Below are 17,764 nucleotides of genomic sequence, written 5' to 3'. Positions count from 1 at the left end.
ACGGTCCCGGGTTCCAGGCTTGAAACATACGGTTTGTTTGATCTGCGGGAGTTGTTCCCATGTCTCGCGTTCTCATCATCGACGACCAGAAGGACGTGCGTGCGATGGTCGCGATCGTGCTTCGGGTCAACCATTACGAGGTTGCCGAGGCCGACAGCGGCGCGGCCGGGCTGAAGGCCTTCGCTGAAGGTCCGTTCGACGCGGCGATCGTCGATATCTTCCTCGGTGACATCAGCGGCGTCGACGTCATCGCGGCCCTGCGCGAACGTGCGCCGGGGCTGCCCGTCGTAGCGGTGTCCGGAATGACGGCGCTGGACTTCATGGAAGAATCGCCCCACCTCGCCAACGTGATCTGCCTGCAAAAGCCGTTTCGGCCGAACGATCTCCTGCAAGCGCTTCGTAAGGCCCAGGCGGCGCCCGCCGGCGAGCTGCCCGCAGCCGTCTGATTCTGCCGCACAAAGAAAAACGCCCCGGGCAAGCCGGGGCGTTGTTGAGGTTCGCATGCGAGGTTTGAGCCCCGGAGCCGTCTTCAGGTGCCGTTGCCTTTGATCTCGGCGTAGCCGCCCTTGGCGTCCCACTTGTAGACGACGTAGTCGATCTGCTTGATGTCGCCCTTGGCGTCATACTCGATCGGGCCGATCACGGTGTCCCACTTGCCGGCCTTCATCGCTTCCATGACCTTCTTGGCGTCGGTGGTGCCGGCCTTCTTGGCCGCCTGCGACCACACCTGCATCGCCGCATAGGTGTAGAGGGTGTAGCCCTCCGGATCGATGTTCTTGGCCTTGAAAGCCTCGACGATCTTCTTCGCGGTCGGCTTGTTGCGCGGATCGGGACCGAAGGTGAACAGCGTGCCTTCGCCGGCCGGACCGGTGATGGAGGCGTACTCCTTGTCGGCGAGCGCGTCGCCGGCCATCAGCACGGTCTTGAGGCCCTGGTCACGCATCTGACGCAGGATCAGGCCGCTCTCCTGATGGTAACCGCCGACATAGACGAGGTCGATGTTGTCACGCTTCAAGCGCGAGACGATCGCGTTGAAGTCCTTGTCGCCCTTGTTGTAGGACTCGTACATCTTCTCGGTGACGCCGGCCTTGTTGAGCGCCTTCTTGGTCTCGTCGGCAAGACCCTTGCCGTAGGTGGTCTTGTCGTTGAGGATCGCGATGTTCTTGCCCTTGTAGTTCTTGGCGATGTACTGCGCCGCGATCAGGCCCTGCTGATCGTCACGGCCGCAGACGCGCGCCACGTTCCAGAGCTTGCGCTCGGTGAACAGCGGGTTGGTCGAGGCCGGCGTGATCTGGAGCACGTTGCCGTCGGCATAGGCCTCCGAGGCCGGGATCGACGACGACGAGCAATAATGCCCGGCCACGAACGGGATCTTCGCGCCAGCGATCTTTTCGGCGATCGAGCGCGCCTGCTTCGGGTCGCAGGCGTCATCCTCGACGGAAAGCGCGAGCTTCTTGCCGTTGACGCCGCCGGCGGCATTGATATCGGTCACGGCCATTTCGGCGCCGTTCTTCATCTGGCGGCCGAAGGCGGATTCGCCGCCGGTCATCGGACCTGCGACTGCGATGGTGACATCCTGCGCGAACGCCGCGCTCGACAGCGCGATCGATACGCCGAATGCCAGACCGATGAGCTTCAGTGATTTCATGAGATACCTCGCGGGTGGTCGCCTGTGGAAGTTGCCGGGCAGGCCCGGTCCAAACCGGCGCCATTCTTGAATGAATTTCCGGAGAAGTCACCGGCAAAATACGGGCATTGGCGCAGATATCTCGCCACGTTCGGCCGCACGCGGGAGCGCGTGCGGCTCGGTCAGCCGTGCCGGCCGCCTTCCAGATAGGCGGCGCGAATCTCAGGGCGCTGCAACAATTCGGCGCCGGTGCCGGCCAGCGTGATCAGGCCGTTGACCATGACATAGCCGCGATGGGCGAGCTTGAGGGCATGGTTGGCGTTCTGCTCGACGATCAGGACGGTGAGGCCGTCCTGCCGGTTCAGGGTGCGGATCGCGTCGAAGATCTGGCGCGCGATCAGCGGCGCGAGGCCGAGCGAGGGCTCGTCGAGCAGGAGCAGGCGCGGACGGCTCATCAGGGCGCGGCCGATCGCCAGCATCTGCTGCTCGCCGCCGGAGAGGGTCCCGCCGCGCTGGTCATAGCGTTCCTTCAGCCGTGGAAACAGCGTGAAGACGCGCTGGAGCGTCGCCTCGCGTTCGGCCTCCGTGCAGTCGGTGGCGTCCGCCCCCATCTGGAGGTTTTCCGCCACGCTCATGCGCGGGAAGATGCGGCGGCCCTCCGGCGATTGCGCGATGCGCAGATGCGCGATCTCGTGGGTCGGGACGTTGGTGATGTCGCGGCCTTCGTACAGGATCTGGCCGGCCCGCGCGCGAGGCTTGCCGAAGATCGTCATCATCAGCGTCGACTTGCCGGCGCCGTTGGCGCCGATCAGCGCCACGATCTCGCCGGCATCGATATCGACGTCGACGCCCTTCAGCGCCTCGATCTTTCCGTAGGCGGCGCGCAGGCCCCGGATTGCGAGCAGAGGAGAGGGCGCCGGCGTCACGATCCGGCCTCCATCACGGCTGCCGCCTCTTCCTCGTCGGCGCCGAGATAGGCCGCGATCACCTTGGGATCGTCGCGGATCTCGCGCGGCGTGCCTTCCGCGATCTTGACGCCGTGGTCCATCACCACGATGTGGTCGGAGATCTCCATCACCACCGACATATCGTGCTCGATCAGCAGGATCGAGGTGCCGAGTTCGTCGCGGATCGAGAGCAGCAGCTCGCTCAAGGCCGCGCTCTCCCGCGCGTTGAGGCCGGCGGCGGGCTCGTCCAGGCACAAAAGCGCGGGCTCGGTGCACATTGCGCGCGCGATCTCGAGCCGGCGCTGGTCGCCATAGGCGAAATTGCCGGCGGCATCGTCGGCGCGGTCGATCAGCTTGACCCGCTTGAGCCAGTCGGTGGCGAGGTCGATGGCGCGCTGTTCGGCGTCACGGTAAGAGGGAACGCCGAGCAGGCCGAGCAGGGTGAATCCGGAGGCGCGCATCAGCGCGTTGTGCTGCGCCACCATCAGGTTCTCCAGCGCGGTCATGCCGGGAAACAGCCGGATGTTCTGGAAGGTGCGTGCGACCTTGGCCTGCTTGGCGATGCGAAAATCGCTCAGCCGCTCCAGCGCGATCGTCCTGCCGTCGTCGTGGGCGAGACGGATGGTCCCACTGCTGGGTTTGTAGAAGCCGGTGATGCAGTTGAACACGGTGGTCTTGCCGGCGCCGTTCGGCCCGATCAGCGCGGTGATCTTCTTCCGCTCGGCGGCGAAAGAAAGGTCCTGCACGGCAACGATGCCGCCGAAGCGCATGGCGAGCCGGTCGATGCTGAGAATCTTGTCGCCGCTCATCCGTGCCCTTCCTTGACGAGGTCGGAGGAGATCGCTTTCGCCTTGGTCAGATAGACGGTCGGCGCGCGATGGCCAACGAGGCCGCGCGGCCGCCAGATCATGATCAGCACCATGGCCATGCCGAACACCAGCATGCGGTAGGTCTCGAGGCCGCGGAACAATTCGAAGCCGCCGATCATGGCGAGCGCGGCGAGCGCGACGCCGAGCTGCGAGCCCATGCCGCCGAGCACGACGATGGCCAGCACCAGCGCCGATTCCTGGAAAGTGAAGGATTCCGGGCTGATGAAGCCCTGGCGGGTGGCGAAGAACGCCCCGGCGAAGCCGCCGAACATGGCGCCGGTCGCGAACGCCGTCAGTTTGGTGGTGGTGGTGTTGATGCCGAGCGCGCGGCAGGCGACCTCGTCCTCGCGCAAGGCCTCCCAGGCCCGTCCGATCGGCAGGCGGCGCAGGCGGATCGTCGCCCAGTTGGTGAGCAGCGCCAGCGCCAGGATCAGGTAGAACAGGAAAATGATGCGGTGCGTCGGCGAATATTCGATGTGCAGCCTGGCGGCGAGGCCGTCGTCGCTGTTGTCGAGCGGGATACCGAAGAAGGAGGGGCGGGGAATGCCGGAGACGCCGTTGGGGCCGCCGGTGAGCTCCTGCCAGTTGATGATGACGAGGCGAATGATCTCGCCGAAGGCGAGAGTCACGATGGCGAGATAGTCGCCGCGCAGGCGGAGCACCGGAAAGCCGAGCAGCACGCCCCAGAACGCTGCGAGGATGCCGGCGAGCGGGAGGCAGACCCAGAACGACCAGCCGAAATTGGTCGCAAGCAGCGCGTAGGAATAGGCGCCGACCGCATAGAAGGCGACATAGCCGAGATCGAGCAGGCCGGCGAGCCCAACCACGACGTTCAGTCCCCAGCCCAGCATGACGTAGGTGAGCACGAGGATCGCGAGGTCGAGGATGTAGCGCTGGTCATAGAAGATCACCGGTACCAGAACCGTGAAGATCAGCAGCGCCGGCGCGAGGTAGCGGCCGATGAAAGACATGCCGCTCTGCACCGCCGGCGGCACCAGTTTCTCGGTGCCGGTCGGGCCGATCCATTGCCGCAGCAGCTCGATCACGATCGAGCCGCCGAACACGGCGGCGACGAGGGAAGCGAGCTCGCCGAAGCGAGTCCAATAAGTGAGCTGGCCGGAGGCGCCCGCCTCGGTGCGGATGCCGACCATCAACGAGAACAACACCAGCGCGATCAGAGCGTTGACGAAAGCCGTCTTCAGGATGGAGGCGATGCCCGTTGCAGGTTCGGCAGTCATGGGTGAGGAAGTTGCCACGCGCGACCGTCAGACTTTTTCGACTTCGGGACGACCGAGCAGACCGGTCGGCATGAAGATCAGCACCACGATCAGGATCGAGAACGCCGCGACGTCCTTGTATTCGACCGAGAAATAAGCCGACCAGAACGTCTCGATCAGGCCGATCGCGAGGCCGCCGAGCATGGCGCCGGGCAGCGAGCCGATGCCGCCGAGCACGGCGGCGGTGAACGCCTTGATGCCGGCGACGAAGCCCATGAAGAAGTCGACGAGGCCGTAATAAAGCAGGTACATCAGACCCGCGACGGCGGCGAGCGCGGCACCGATCACGAAGGTCATGGAGATGGTGCGGTCGACGTCGACGCCGAGCAGCGCCGCCATGGTTTGGTCCTGCTCGCAGGCGCGCATGTCGCGCCCCAGCCGGGTGCGCGACACCAGCCAGGTGAAGATCGCCAGCAGCACGATCGTGGTGATGACCACCACGATCTGGATGTTGGAGAGCTGGATCACGAAACCGTCGGCGCTCTCATGCAGCGTGTAGCCGCCGGTGATCACCGGCGGCACCGGCTTCACCCGCGCGCCTTGCGCCACCTGCGAATAATTGGTCAGCACGAAGGACATGCCGATCGCCGACAGCATCGGGGCGAGGCGGAAGGAGTGGCGCAGCGGACGGTAGGCGATGCGCTCGATGGTCCAACCATACAGAGCCGTGATCGCCATCGAGACCAGGATGACGACAAGCAGGATCACCGGGACCGCGGTCAGGCCGGTCGAGACCAGAAGAAGGAAGGTGATCAGCGCGATGAAGCCGCCGATCATGAAGACGTCGCCATGGGCGAAGTTGATCATGCCGACAATGCCGTAGACCATCGTATAGCCGATGGCGATCAGGCCGTAGATCGAGCCCAGGACGAGACCGTTGATGAGCTGTTGGGCGAAATAATCCATGCGCTGCCGTACCAAACCTGAGGCGGGCTCAAAGCGAGCTCTTGGGAGAGTGGGTTGGAGGGTGGTTTTCTTGGGCCCCGGCAGCCGCTTAGCATTCTGCACGTTTGTAACAGGAGGGAACTGACGGCTGCAACAGCTCACGCGGCGGCAGCAGGTCTTGTACAGAGGTCATTTGGCTTCCGATGGGTTCCGCAGGTGCGAGAAACCGGGTTCCGACGGCAACCTAACTCGGCGGCGGCCGTTGTCTCATCTCTGACGTCCAACAAGGGAGTTCCCCGAATGACGAAGCAACAGAACCAGAATCCGGGCCAGCAGAGTCAGAACCCCGGCCAGCAGCGCCCCGGGCAGCAGCAGGGCGGCGGTCAGAAACCCGGACAGCAGCAGCAGAACGACCCGATGCGCCAGGGCGATCGTCCCGGCCAGCAGCAGGGCGGCCAGCGCGACCAGGAATAGTGCGCTTGATAGCCGAGAAATAATAAGAGGGCGACGAGGGCCCCGCCGAAAGGCGGGGCCTTTTTTGTGGCCTTCTAGCGTCGTCATTCCGGGGCGGCTCGCCGAGCCGAAGCCGGAATCTCGAGATTTCGGCTTCGACTGCCCGGAATGGCCGCCTCGGGCGAGGCCAGTTAAGGTAAACAAAGGGTTTAAATTGCCGCCACAGTCCGATGCGAGTTAGCTCCCCGCAAAGCTTTCGATCGAAGGCGAAGGCAGGCGAAGCGGGAAGCGGCATGTTCAAGAATTGGCGGATCGGTTCGGTCAACGGCGCGCTGCTGGCGGCCTATTTCATCCCGGTCTGGGCCCTTGTCGTCTTCAATATCATCGTCGCACCGGTGCACGGCCTCTACGAGCGGCCGAGCGTCGCGGTTGCGCTGTACCTCAGCGACCATCTCCAGATGGCCGGCATGGACACGGTGCGCGCCGCCTGGCTGCTGGCGCTGGGCCGGCTGACGGTCGTGGCGTTCTTTGCGATCTATCTCGTGCTGCTTGGCATTCCTCGCATCCGCAAGAACGGCGGCAGCGACGAGGCGCTCGGCATCGCCCTGGCGATCGGCAGCCTGATCTCGTTTGCCAGCATGATCATGGCTTCGAAGGTCGGCGAGATGGCGGCGCTTCGCCTGCACGCCACCGAGCTGCTGCTCCTGCTCGGCGCCGCCATCGTGGTGGTGATCGAACGGCCCGAGGGCGCGCCCAAGACCGTTCAGCAGAAGACCGTCGAGACCGCGGCGCCGTTAGGGCTCGAGCAGGCCGAGCTCCTGCACAATCGCTGAGGCTTCCTTGACGGCGTGGTTCGCGGCCGGCACGCCGCAATAGATCGCCTGCTGCAGCAGGATTTCCTTGATGTCGTCGGGCGTGAAGCCGCCCTCGGCAAGCGCCGCCCGCACGTGCAGGCGGAACTCGTCCCATTGCCCCAGCGCGACCATGGTGCCGATCACCAGCACCCGCCGCGTTCGCTCGTCGAAATGCGGTCGCGTCCAGATCTCGCCCCAGGCATAGCGCGTGATCATATCCTGGAAATCGGTGTTGAAGGCGTTGCGGTTCGCGATCGACTTGTCGACCCAGGCATTGCCCAGCACCTTGCGGCGCACGTTCATGCCGGCATCGCGGCGCTTCTGGTCGTCCATGATGTTTCCTCCTTCGTCATTGCGAGCGCAGCGAAGCAATCCAGGAAAGCATCTGCGGAGGCAGTCTGGATTGCTTCGTCGCTGCGCTCCTCGCAATGACGGTTGCTGTCAGCGCTGCGTCAAAAATCCCACCACGGCGTCCGTGAACGCGTGCGGCTGCTCGACGTTGGAAATGTGCGCGGCGTCGATGATGGTCATGCTGGCGCCGGGAATGTTCGAACGGATCAGTTCGGCGGCCGAGATCGGTGTTGCGACGTCGTGGCGGCCGGCGATCACCAGCGTCGGGCTCTTGATCTTGGGCAGCAGCGCGCGCTGGTCGAGCGTCGACAGCGCCTCGCAGCAGGCGAGGTAGCCCTCGACGGGAGAGGCGAGCAGCATCGCCTTCATCTTCGCGGTGATGTCAGGCTCGCGTTCACGGAAATCCTGGGTCAGCCAGCCCGCGATCACGGCATCGGCGACGGCGGCGATGCCACCCTCCTTCACCGCCTTGATGCGGTTATGCCAATTAGTTGGATCGGGATAGTAGCAGGAGGTGTTGGCGAGGATGAGCTTGCCGAAACGCTCCGGCGCGTTGGCGCCCAGCCATTGTCCGACCATGCCGCCCATCGACAGGCCGCACCAATGCACCTTCTCGATGTTGAGGTCATCGAGGATCGCCAGCACGTCGCGGCCGAAGCGCTCCATCGTATAGGGGCCGGGCGGCACGTTGGACTTGCCGTGGCCGCGGCGGTCGTAGCGGATGACGCGGAACAGTTGCGTCAGCGCCTTCATCTGCGGCTCCCACATCTGAAGCGTGCAGCCGAGCGAATTGGACAGCATCAAGGTCGGCCCGCCGTCACGGCCTTCGACGGAGACGTTGAGCAGGCATCCGTCGGCATCGATCATGGGCATGCGGCGTCTCCGTGGTATCTTGCGGTTCTTATTCGCGGTCGAGGCCGTCGAGCAGCCGGTCGATCAGGGCTTGGGAAGCCCCTTGATAGGCCATCGGCTCGAACAATGCCGCAATTTTTTCCGGCGAAAGCTGCGCATTCACCTGCGAATCGGCCGAGAGCACCTCGCGCAGATGCTTCTTCTCGGCGACCGCGCGCTTGCTGGCGGCCTCGACGAGGTGATGCGCCTCGCTCTTGCCGATCTTCTCCGCCAGCGCGAAGGTGACCGCCTCCGCCATGATCAGCCCATGCGTCGCATCGAGATTACCGCCCATGCGCGCGGCGTCGACGTCGAGGCCTTCCGCGATGTCGACGATGGCGGACAGCGCGCCCGAGGTGACCAGCATCAACTGCGGCAGCGTCGGCCATTCCGCATGCCAGGGACCGGCGCTGCGCTCGTGGTCCTGCACCTGAGCCGCGAAGATCGTCGCGGCAAGCTGCGGAGCCATCGTGGCGGCGCCGAGCGCGCTTGCGGCGGCGACCGGGTTGCGCTTGTGCGGCATGGTCGAGGAGCCGCCGCGGCCTTCGCCGGCGGGTTCGAAGGCTTCGGCAACGTCGGTCTGCATCAGCAGCGAGACGTCGCGCGCGATCTTGCCGCAGCTTCCGGCCAGAATGGCGAAGCAGGAAGCGGCCTCCGCGATCCGGTCACGATGGGTGTGCCAGGGCGCTTCCGGCAGCGGTAGACCGAGCTCCCGCGCGAGGCGTTCCGCCACGGCCAGGCCCTTGTCGCCGAGGGCCGCGAGCGTGCCGGCAGCGCCGCCGAATTGCAGCGCGAGGCCCTCGCGGCGGAGCCGCCGCAGGCGGCAGCGGGCGCGGGCGAGGCTTGAGGCATAGCCGGCGGCCTTGAGGCCGAACGGCATCGGCAGCGCGTGCTGGAGCCAGGTCCGTGCCACCATCGCAGTGTTGCGATGGTGGCGCGCCAGTGCGGCAAAGCCCTTGATGGCGCGGCCGAGGTCGGCGTCGAGCGCATCGATGCCGGCGCGAAGCGTGAGCATGGTGGCGGTATCGATGACATCCTGGCTGGTGGCGCCCCAATGCACGTAGCGCGCGGCCTCCTTGTCGGCCTTGCCGACATTGGCGGTCAGGGTCTTGACCAGGGGAATCGCGAGATTGCCCGATCGTGTCGCGGCCTCTGCCAGCGCGGCCATGTCGAAGGCATCGGTCTTGCTGGCGGCCTCGATTGGCCCCACGGCGGATGCCGGGATCACATCCGTGGCGGCCTCGGCGCGTGCCAGAGCTGCCTCGAAATCAAGCATGTTCTGCAGCGTCGACCGGTCGTCGCAGACCGCGCGCATGGCAGCGCTCGACAGCATCGGTGCGAGCAGGGGGGAGAGGGATGTGCTCATGTTGCGCGCGACCTAATCATCATGGCCCGGCCATGCCAATCCCCAACCGCCCGCACACGCCTTTTTGCAGTTGCGAATATGCATTGCACTTGACCGAGCGCCGCCCTTTCCTTTGCCGCGTCCCTGCGTTACTTGATCAGCACTATAGTTACGTGATCCGGGAGGCACCCTCATGGCCATGACGATGAACGGCGAAGTCCAGCTTGCGGCGCCGCGCGAGGCCGTTTGGGCCAAGCTCAACGATCCCGAGGTGCTGAAGGCCTGCATCCCCGGCTGCGAGGAGCTCGAGAAGACCGACGACGGCGGCTTTCGTGCAACGGCGAAAATGAAGGTCGGCCCGGTGTCGGCGCGCTTCAAGGGCAAGGTCACGCTGTCCGATCTCGATCCGCCGAACGGCTACAAGATCTCAGGCGAGGGCGAGGGCGGGGTCGCCGGCTTCGCCAAGGGCGGCGCGGCGGTCAGGCTGGCGGAGAAGGACGGCGGCACGCTGCTTTCCTACGACGTCGAGGCGCAGATCGGCGGCAAGTTGGCGCAGCTCGGCCAGCGCCTCATCAACGGTGCCGCCAAGAAGCTTGCCGACGAGTTTTTCGCGAACTTCGCCAAGGCCGTACAGAGCTGAAGGTCCAATATCTCTAGGGTAGCGCCTCCGGCATGGCGCCTTGCGTCCGGGGCGATGTTGCCCCCGGGCATAATGGCCCATATGATGGGTTGGAATAATTATAAGAACCGCTTCGATGGGACCCGTCGGGGCGCTGATAGAGAGTGCTTATGGCAAAAATCTCCCTCATCGTGAACGGCAATCCAGTCACGGCCAATGTCGATCCCCGCACGCTTCTGGTGCAGTTCCTGCGCGAGAATCTAAAGCTGACGGGCACCCATGTCGGCTGCGACACCTCGCAGTGCGGCGCCTGCGTCGTGCATCTCGACGGCAAGGCCGTGAAGTCCTGCACCACGCTTGCGGTGATGGCCGACGGCCACGAGGTCAAGACGATCGAGGGGCTAGCCGCCGACGGCGCGCCGCTGCATCCGATGCAGGAAGCCTTCCGCGAGCACCATGGCCTGCAGTGCGGCTTCTGCACGCCGGGCATGATCATGACCGCGATCGACATCGTGCACCGCAAGGGCCACGAGCTCGACGACCATACGATCCGGGAAGAACTGGAAGGCAATCTCTGCCGCTGCACCGGCTACCAGAACATCGTCGCCTCGATCTCCGCCGGCGCCAAGGCGATGGCGAAATCCGACCTCGCGTAACGCGCATCCCGCGATCAGGACATTCAGATGTACGAATTCAAATATCATCGCCCCGGCACCGTTCGGCAGGCCGCCAACCTCCTGGTGAAGAACGAAGACGCCAAGGTGATCGCCGGCGGCCACACGCTGATTCCCGTCATGAAGCAGCGCCTGGCGAGCCCGCCGCATCTGGTCGACCTCTCCCATATCGAGGGGCTCAACACGATCGAGATGAAGGGCCGCTCGCTGGTGATCGGCGCCACCGCCAAGCACGCCGAGGTCGCGTCCTCCGCGATCGTCGGTGAGGCGATCCCGGCGCTGGCCAATCTCGCCAGCCAGATCGGCGATCCGGCCGTGCGCCACAAGGGCACGATCGGCGGCTCGCTCGCCAACAACGATCCGACCGCGGACTATCCGGCCGCGGTGCTCGCGCTGGGCGCGACGATCGTCACCAACAAGCGCCGGCTCAAGGCGGAAGAATTCTTCCAGGGCCTGTTCACGACCGCGCTTGAGCCGGACGAGATCATCACCAAGGTGATGTTTCCGCTGCCGAAGAAGGCTGCGTACATCAAGTTCCGCAATCAGGCTTCGCGCTACGCGCTGGTCGGCGTATTCGTGGCGCGGCGCCCGTCGGACGTGCGGGTCGCCGTGACCGGCGCCGGCTCCGACGGCGTGTTCCGCGTCGAGGCGTACGAGGAAGCGCTCAAGAAGCGGTTCTCCGCGAAGGTGCTCGAGGGCATCAACGTGCCGGCGGAAGGCCTCAACAGCGACATCCACGGCAGCGCCGAATACCGCGCGCATCTCATTGGCGTGCTGACACGGCGCGCCGTCGATGCGGCCAACGCCAAGGAATGAGCGGGCGACCGACGGGCCCGAAGCCTGCCCCGATGAGGGCGTAACCGAGACTGGCGTTTCATGACTTCAGTGGCCAATACTTCCGGTGCCAGTACTTCAGTTGGATTGCCGGCATCGGTCGATGCGATGCTCGAACTCCTGACCTCGCGCGGCTATCTCGCCGAGCGATCGCTGGCGACAGTGACGTATCTTTCGCTGCGGATGGGACGGCCGCTGTTCCTGGAAGGCGAAGCCGGCGTCGGCAAGACCGAGATCGCCAAGGTGCTCTCGGCGGCGCTGGGGCGGAAGCTGATCCGCCTGCAATGCTACGAAGGCCTCGACGTCTCCTCGGCGGTCTACGAGTGGAACAGCGCGGCGCAGATGATCGCGATCCGGATGGCGGAAGCTGCCGGCGATACCGATCGCGACCAGCTCTCGAGTGACATCTTCGCCGACCGCTACATGATCAAGCGGCCGCTGCTCCAGGCACTGGAGCCCGACGTCGCCGGCCCGCCCGTGCTGCTGATCGACGAGCTCGACCGTGCCGACGAGGCGTTCGAGGCTTACCTGCTCGAAATCCTCAGCGACTTCCAGGTGACGATCCCCGAGTTCGGCACCGTGAAGGCGCCGCACCCGCCGATCGTGATCATCACCTCCAACCGCACCCGCGAGATCCACGACGCGCTGAAGCGGCGCTGCCTCTATCACTGGGTCGATTATCCCGCCGCCGAGCGCGAGCTCGCGATCGTCAAGTCGCGCGTGCCCGGCATCTCCGCCAAGCTGTCGCAGCAGGTGGTGCGCTTCGTGCAGGCGCTGCGCAATCAGGACTTCTACAAATCGCCGGGCGTTGCCGAGACCATCGACTGGGCCACCGCTTTGTCCGAGCTCGATGCGCGATCGCTGACCCCGCAGGTGGTCGGCGACACGCTGGGCGCGCTGCTCAAATATCAGGACGACATCACCCGGATGCAGGGCGATGCCTTGCAGAAGGTGCTGAAGGAAGCGACGAGCGAGAATTGATTTTCCGTCATTCCGGGGCGCGCGTAGCGCGAACCCGGAATCTCGCGCCACAACTTCTGGATTCCGGGTTCGTCGCTTCGCGACGCCTCGGAATGACGGAGCGAGGATAGACTCATGGCCATCAACCACCTTGCCCCGGAGCAAACCGAGCAGTTCGCCGATAACATCGTCGGCTTCGCCCGCGCGCTGCGCGCGGCGGGCCTGCCGGTGGGGCCGGGCGCCGTCATCGACGCCATGAGCGCGCTGCAGGTGATCGAGATCGGCAACCGCGCCGACGTCTTCACCACGCTGGAGTCGATCTTCGTCAAGCGCCACGAACATGCGATGATCTTCAGCCAGGCCTTCAACCTGTTCTTCCGCGCCTCCGAGGAGTGGAAGCACATGCTGGATTCGGTGCCGCTGCCGGACGAGGCCAAGAAGAAGCCGAAGGCCGGCTCGCGCCGCGTGCAGGAGGCGATGTCGCAGCCGCGCATGACGGAGACGCCGCAGCACCAGGAGCAGGATCTGCGCCTGTCGGTCTCCGACAAGGAAATCCTTCAGAAGAAGGATTTTGCGCAAATGAGCGCGGCGGAGATCGCCGAGGCGTTGCGCGCCATCGATCGCATGCACCTGCCGCAGGCCCAGCTTTTGACGCGCCGACACCGGTCCGATCCGCGCGGGCTTCGTCTCGACCTCCGCCGAACGCTGCGCGCATCCTTGCGCACCGGCGGCGACATCATCGACATCCACCGCCTGGGACGGATCGAGAAGCCGGCGCCGATCGTGGCGCTGCTCGATATTTCGGGCTCGATGAGCGAGTACACCCGCCTGTTCTTGCATTTCCTGCACGCCATCACCGATGCCCGCAAGCGCGTCTCGGTGTTCCTGTTCGGCACCCGTCTGACCAACGTCAGCCGCGCGCTGCGCCAGCGCGATCCCGACGAGGCGCTGGCGAGCTGCTCGGCTTCGGTCGAGGACTGGGCCGGCGGCACCCGGATCTCGGCCTCGCTGCACAACTTCAACAAATTGTGGGCGCGCCGCGTGCTGAGCCAGGGCGCCATCGTGCTGTTGATCTCCGACGGGCTGGAGCGGGAGGCCGATTCCAAGCTGGCCTTCGAGATGGACCGGCTGCACCGCTCCTGCCGGCGGCTGATCTGGCTCAACCCGCTGCTCCGGTTCGGCGGCTTCGAGGCCAAGGCGCAGGGCATCAAAATGATGCTCCCGCACGTTGACGAATTCCGCCCGGTACATAATTTGAGTTCGATCCAGGAGTTGATCACGACGCTCTCCCGGCCGCTGCCGCCGCATCACCGCAGCCTGATCCGCTCCGCAGCTTGAGAGGCACCCATGCTCGATCGCGACGAGGATATCCTGAAGGCGGCGGAGGACTGGCAAAAGGCCGGCCGTGGCGTCGCGCTGGCGACGGTCGTCGAGACCTGGGGCTCGGCGCCGCGCCCTGCGGGCTCGAGCCTCGTCATCAACGACGAGGGCACGTTCCTGGGCTCGGTCTCCGGCGGCTGCGTCGAGGGCGCCGTGGTCACCGAGGCCATGGATGTGATCCAGAGCGGCAAGCCCAGGATGCTGGAGTTTGGCGTCGCCGATGAGACCGCCTGGAATGTCGGGCTGTCCTGCGGCGGAACTATCCGCGTCTTCGTCGAGAAGGTCGGTTAGCCGTGAAGCTCGAGATCCTGCACGAACTCAATGCCGAGCGGGCCGCGCGCCGGCCGGCGATCCTGGTGACGGACACCGAAAGCGGCGAACAGCGCCTGGTGAAGGCGAAGGATTTTGCCAGGGATCCGCTGCGCAGCGAGCTGGAGAAGCAGCTTCGCATGGGCAAGAGCGCCAGCGTCGAAGCCGGCGGCAAGAAGCTGTTCCTCAACGTCTATGCGCCGACCGCAAAGCTCGTCATCGTCGGCGCGGTGCATATCAGCCAGGCCCTGGCGCCGCTGGCGCGCTCGCTCGGCTACGACGTCACGGTGGTGGATCCGCGCACGGCCTTTGCAAGCCCGGAGCGCTTCCCCGATATTCCGCTGGTGGCCGAATGGCCTGATACCGCGCTGCCGCCGCTCAATGTCGATGCCTATACCGCCTTCGTCGCGGTGACGCACGATCCCAAGATCGACGATCCCGCATTGCTGCATGCCTTCGAGCGCGGCTGCTTCTATATCGGCGCGCTCGGCTCGCGGAAGACGCACGCCAAGCGGGCCGATCGGCTGCGGGCGCGGGGCGCGAAGGAAAGCGACATCGCGCGTATCCATGCGCCGATCGGGCTTGCGATCGGAGCGGTCTCTCCGTCCGAGATCGCGGTCGCGATCATGGCGGAGATCACCGCGGTGCTCCGCCTGCCGCCCAAGGAGAAAGAAGAAGCGGCATGAAATTCGGCCCGGCGAGCCCCAGGGATGCGATCGGCGGGGTGACCGTTCACACCTTGCGCCAGGGGCCGCTGGTGCTGAAGAAGGGCACGACGATCGGCCCCGCCGAGGTCGAGGCGTTGGAGCGCGCAGGCATCAAGGACATCGTCGTGGTGCGCATGGAGGCGGGCGACGTCTCCGAGGACGTCGCGGCCGCCAGCATCGCGCTTGCCGTCGGCGGCGAGGGCATTCATGTCGAGCGCGCCTTCACTGGTCGCGCCAACCTGTTCGCCGCGCGTCCGGGCGTGCTGGTGATCGACCGCGCCGCAGTCGATCGCATCAACAATATCGACGAGGCCATCACCTTTGCGACGCTCTCCGCCTACAAGCCGGTGGTCGAGGGTGAGATGGTCGGCACCGTCAAGATCATCCCGTTCGGCGTCGAGGGGGGCTTGCGCGATGCCGCGGTGAAGGCGGCGGGCAAGGATGTGCTGAAGATCGCGCCTTATGTGATCCAGCGCGTCGGCGTGGTCTCGACGCAGCTGCCGGGCCTGTCCTCCAAGGTGATCGACAAGACGCTGCGGGTCACCGCCGAGCGGCTCGCGCCCGCGGGTGCCAGCATCATCGCCGAGCGCCGTGTCCCGCACGAGGAACACGAGCTGTCGGCGGCGATCAAGGAATTGCTTGGGCTCGGGGCCGAGCTCGTCATCGTGTTCGGGGCGTCCGCGATCGCCGATCGCCGCGACGTCATCCCCGCGGCCGTCACCGCGATCGGCGGCGCGATCGAGCATTTCGGCATGCCGGTCGATCCCGGCAATCTCCTGCTGATCGCGCGCGCCGGCGGCGTGCCGGTGCTGGGCGCGCCGGGCTGTGCGCGCTCGCCGGTCGAGAACGGCTTCGACTGGGTGTTGATGCGGCTCCTCGCCGGCATCAAGGTGACGCGCGCCGAGCTGATGGGCATGGGCGTCGGCGGCCTGCTGATGGAGATCGTCACGCGCCCGCAGCCGCGCGCCAAGCCGGAGATCGAGGGCAACAGCCAGGTCGCCGCGATCGTGCTTGCGGCGGGCCGCTCCACCCGCATGGGCGGACCCAACAAGCTGCTCGCCGAACTCGATGGCAAGAAGCTGGTGCGCCTCGCGACCGAGCAGGCGCTGGCCTCGAAAGCCTCCGAGGTGATCGTTGTCACCGGCCATCAGGCCGAGCTGGTCGAGCAGGCCCTGCAAGGCTTGAAGGTGCGGTTCGTCCGTAATCCGGAATTCGCCGGCGGCATCGCGAGCTCAGTCAAGGCCGGCATCGCCGCCGTGCCGGAGGCCTGCGACGGCGCCGTGGTGTGTCTCGGCGACATGCCGCTAATCGATGCCGGCCTGATCGACCGTCTCATCGACAGTTTCGCGCCCGACCGCGGCAACCTGATCGTCGTGCCCGTCAGCGAAGGCCGCCGCGGCAATCCCGTGCTGTGGTCGCGCCGCTTCTTCAAGGAGCTGATGATGCTCGACGGCGACGTCGGCGCGCGGCATCTGATCGCCAAGCACACCGAGGCGGTCGCCGAAGTGCCCGTCGAGGGCGAGAGCGCCTTCCTCGACATCGACACGCCGCAGGCGCTGGAAGCGGCAAGACGGGGATGAGGATGCGTAGGACGGATTAGCCGAAGGCGTCATCCGCCGCTGTGTTTCTCCGCGGAAACAAGAGGCCGATTACGCTTCGCTAGTCCGCCCTACGGGTCTACGGCATCCTCCAAGCCTGCCGAATTCAACCACCCGTTCACCATCTGGAAACGACCGCGGCTTAGAGTCAGCCGCACCTGCCTTGGGGGGAGGGGATTTTCCATGGTTTCGAACGTCGTCGCGCGCCGTTGCGCGATGTTTTTCTTTGCGCTGTCCGTCTGTGTCGCCGGTGCCCGTTACATCACCGAAGCCCATGCCGCCGGCGCCTTTGCGGTCGGCAAGTGCGGCGCCTATGGCCAAGCGTATGATTATGGCGCCGAGCACGAGGCGCGCGCCGCGGCGCAGAAGCAGTGCAAGGGCGATTGCACCACCGTGACGATGAAGCACGCCTGCGCGGCCATGTCGATCGACCTCGCCAACCCCTGCGGCGCCTACGGCTACGCCGTCAAGCCGAAGATTTCCGCCTCGCTCAACGCCGCCACGCGCGAATGCTACAAATACGGCGGCAAGGAATGTGTGATCCGCGCCTGGGCCTGCGACGCCAAGGGGTGATGAGGGTTGATTTATCTTGCCGTCATTCCGGGGCGATGCATAGCATCGAAGGCCGGAATCCATCGTGCTACGGAGTAGGTGGACGAATGGATTCCGCTCGCGCCAGGTGGCGCGTCTGGAATGACAATCGAGGAATTGCATGCAGTTCGATACCAAGATCGCCGTCGTGATCCGCACCGATCTTCAGGTCTGGCAGAAGCTCAACGTCGCCTCCTTCCTCACCAGCGGCATCGCCGCGGCCTTTCCCGAATGCATCGGCGAAGCCTACGAAGACGCCTCAGGCACGAAATATCATGCGTTGATCGGCCAGCCGATCCTGATCTACGGCGCCGACGGGCCCGCATTGTCGCGCGCGCTGGAGCGTGCGCTCGCGCGCAACGTCAAGCCGGCGGTCTATACCGAGGACATGTTCAGCACCACGCACGACGCCGCCAATCGCGAGGCGGTAAGGGCGGTGGCGCGCAACGATCTCAATCTCGTCGGCATCGCCATGCGGGCCGATCGCAAGGTGGTCGACAAGATCCTCGACGGCCTCAAGTTCCATAGCTGACAGGTCGAGATTCCGCGCAGCGTCATCGTGGTGTCATGATCGGGGCTGCCTTGCGCAAATT

The 17,764-nt window shown here is 65.5% G+C and carries 21 protein-coding genes; 13 read left to right on the top strand and 8 right to left on the bottom strand.

The window, feature by feature from the left end:
• Window positions 1-59 precede the first annotated feature (59 nt).
• Complete coding sequence (locus tag K410_RS0124595) at window positions 60-446, top strand: response regulator (protein WP_028137330.1); 387 nt, start codon at window positions 60-62, stop codon at window positions 444-446.
• A gap of 83 nt (window positions 447-529) precedes the next feature.
• Here K410_RS0124595 and K410_RS0124590 read toward each other — a convergent pair whose 3' ends face one another.
• From K410_RS0124590 to K410_RS0124570, 5 genes are all read right to left on the bottom strand, one after another.
• Window positions 530-1,648: a branched-chain amino acid ABC transporter substrate-binding protein gene (locus K410_RS0124590; protein ID WP_028137329.1), complete on the bottom strand. Its 1,119-nt coding sequence runs from the start codon at window positions 1,646-1,648 to the stop codon at window positions 530-532.
• 161 nt (window positions 1,649-1,809) lie between these two features.
• Window positions 1,810-2,553, bottom strand: a complete 744-nt coding sequence (locus tag K410_RS0124585; RefSeq protein ID WP_028137328.1) for an ABC transporter ATP-binding protein — start codon at window positions 2,551-2,553, stop codon at window positions 1,810-1,812.
• Window positions 2,550-3,383, bottom strand: a complete 834-nt coding sequence (locus tag K410_RS0124580; RefSeq protein ID WP_028137327.1) for an ABC transporter ATP-binding protein — start codon at window positions 3,381-3,383, stop codon at window positions 2,550-2,552. The genes K410_RS0124585 and K410_RS0124580 overlap by 4 nt, the downstream gene beginning before the upstream one ends.
• Window positions 3,380-4,681: a high-affinity branched-chain amino acid ABC transporter permease LivM gene (livM, locus tag K410_RS0124575; protein WP_049820195.1), complete on the bottom strand. Its 1,302-nt coding sequence runs from the start codon at window positions 4,679-4,681 to the stop codon at window positions 3,380-3,382. Before livM ends, K410_RS0124580 begins: the two co-directional genes overlap by 4 nt.
• A 27-nt stretch (window positions 4,682-4,708) precedes the next feature.
• Window positions 4,709-5,626, bottom strand: a complete 918-nt coding sequence (locus tag K410_RS0124570) for an ABC transporter permease subunit (protein ID WP_028137325.1) — start codon at window positions 5,624-5,626, stop codon at window positions 4,709-4,711.
• A 279-nt stretch (window positions 5,627-5,905) separates the two neighbouring features.
• Between K410_RS0124570 and K410_RS40525 the strand changes: the two genes are divergently transcribed.
• Together K410_RS40525 and K410_RS0124560 are read left to right on the top strand one after the other, a co-directional pair.
• Window positions 5,906-6,079: a hypothetical protein gene (locus tag K410_RS40525; RefSeq protein ID WP_181769418.1), complete on the top strand. Its 174-nt coding sequence runs from the start codon at window positions 5,906-5,908 to the stop codon at window positions 6,077-6,079.
• A gap of 272 nt (window positions 6,080-6,351) precedes the next feature.
• On the top strand, window positions 6,352-6,891 hold the full coding sequence (locus K410_RS0124560; RefSeq protein WP_028137324.1) for a hypothetical protein: 540 nt from the start codon (window positions 6,352-6,354) through the stop codon (window positions 6,889-6,891).
• Here the strand turns inward: K410_RS0124560 and K410_RS0124555 are convergent.
• The 3 genes from K410_RS0124555 to K410_RS0124545 all read right to left on the bottom strand — a co-directional run bounded on the left by K410_RS0124555 (window position 6,853) and on the right by K410_RS0124545 (window position 9,520).
• Complete coding sequence (locus K410_RS0124555) at window positions 6,853-7,245, bottom strand: carboxymuconolactone decarboxylase family protein (RefSeq protein WP_028137323.1); 393 nt, start codon at window positions 7,243-7,245, stop codon at window positions 6,853-6,855. The two genes, K410_RS0124560 and K410_RS0124555, sit on opposite strands and share 39 nt — an antisense overlap.
• A gap of 108 nt (window positions 7,246-7,353) precedes the next feature.
• Window positions 7,354-8,136 carry a 3-oxoadipate enol-lactonase gene (gene pcaD / locus K410_RS0124550; protein WP_028137322.1) on the bottom strand — a complete coding sequence of 261 codons (783 nt, stop codon included), beginning with the start codon at window positions 8,134-8,136 and terminating at the stop codon, window positions 7,354-7,356.
• Window positions 8,137-8,164: 28 nt separating this feature from the next.
• The gene (locus K410_RS0124545) at window positions 8,165-9,520 is read right to left on the bottom strand and encodes a 3-carboxy-cis,cis-muconate cycloisomerase (protein ID WP_028137321.1); all 1,356 of its coding nucleotides are present in this window, start codon (window positions 9,518-9,520) and stop codon (window positions 8,165-8,167) included.
• A gap of 172 nt (window positions 9,521-9,692) precedes the next feature.
• Here K410_RS0124545 and K410_RS0124540 point away from each other — a divergent pair, with 172 nt between their 5' ends.
• From K410_RS0124540 to K410_RS0124495, 10 genes are all read left to right on the top strand, one after another.
• A complete protein-coding gene (locus K410_RS0124540) occupies window positions 9,693-10,139 on the top strand; it encodes an SRPBCC family protein (protein WP_028137320.1) in 447 nt (148 codons plus the stop codon).
• Between the two features lie 149 nt (window positions 10,140-10,288).
• Window positions 10,289-10,774, top strand: coding sequence for a (2Fe-2S)-binding protein (locus tag K410_RS0124535; protein ID WP_028137319.1), 486 nt, complete (start codon window positions 10,289-10,291; stop codon window positions 10,772-10,774).
• A gap of 27 nt (window positions 10,775-10,801) precedes the next feature.
• The gene (locus K410_RS0124530) at window positions 10,802-11,608 is read left to right on the top strand and encodes an FAD binding domain-containing protein (protein WP_028137318.1); all 807 of its coding nucleotides are present in this window, start codon (window positions 10,802-10,804) and stop codon (window positions 11,606-11,608) included.
• Window positions 11,609-11,668: 60 nt separating this feature from the next.
• Complete coding sequence (locus K410_RS0124525) at window positions 11,669-12,607, top strand: AAA family ATPase (RefSeq protein WP_028137317.1); 939 nt, start codon at window positions 11,669-11,671, stop codon at window positions 12,605-12,607.
• Window positions 12,608-12,721: 114 nt separating this feature from the next.
• Window positions 12,722-13,924 carry a vWA domain-containing protein gene (locus K410_RS0124520; protein ID WP_028137316.1) on the top strand — a complete coding sequence of 401 codons (1,203 nt, stop codon included), beginning with the start codon at window positions 12,722-12,724 and terminating at the stop codon, window positions 13,922-13,924.
• 9 nt (window positions 13,925-13,933) lie between these two features.
• The gene (locus K410_RS0124515) at window positions 13,934-14,257 is read left to right on the top strand and encodes an XdhC family protein (protein ID WP_007602422.1); all 324 of its coding nucleotides are present in this window, start codon (window positions 13,934-13,936) and stop codon (window positions 14,255-14,257) included.
• Window positions 14,258-14,259: 2 nt separating this feature from the next.
• Window positions 14,260-14,961, top strand: a complete 702-nt coding sequence (locus tag K410_RS0124510; RefSeq protein WP_028137315.1) for an XdhC family protein — start codon at window positions 14,260-14,262, stop codon at window positions 14,959-14,961.
• Window positions 14,958-16,562 (top strand): NTP transferase domain-containing protein, encoded by a 1,605-nt coding sequence (locus K410_RS0124505; protein WP_028137314.1) that lies wholly within the window; start codon window positions 14,958-14,960, stop codon window positions 16,560-16,562. Before K410_RS0124510 ends, K410_RS0124505 begins: the two co-directional genes overlap by 4 nt.
• Before the next feature lie 201 nt (window positions 16,563-16,763).
• The gene (locus K410_RS0124500; RefSeq protein WP_028137313.1) at window positions 16,764-17,153 is read left to right on the top strand and encodes a DUF4189 domain-containing protein; all 390 of its coding nucleotides are present in this window, start codon (window positions 16,764-16,766) and stop codon (window positions 17,151-17,153) included.
• Window positions 17,154-17,292: 139 nt separating this feature from the next.
• Window positions 17,293-17,703, top strand: a complete 411-nt coding sequence (locus K410_RS0124495; protein WP_028137312.1) for a DUF2000 family protein — start codon at window positions 17,293-17,295, stop codon at window positions 17,701-17,703.
• The last annotated feature ends 61 nt before the right edge of the window (window positions 17,704-17,764 follow it).

Source organism: Bradyrhizobium sp. 22 (assembly GCF_000482425.1).
GTDB classification, from domain to species: Bacteria; Pseudomonadota; Alphaproteobacteria; order Rhizobiales; family Xanthobacteraceae; genus Bradyrhizobium; species Bradyrhizobium japonicum_B.
Note: the sequence above shows the minus strand (reverse complement) of the source record. Positions and strands in the feature narration are given on the sequence as shown.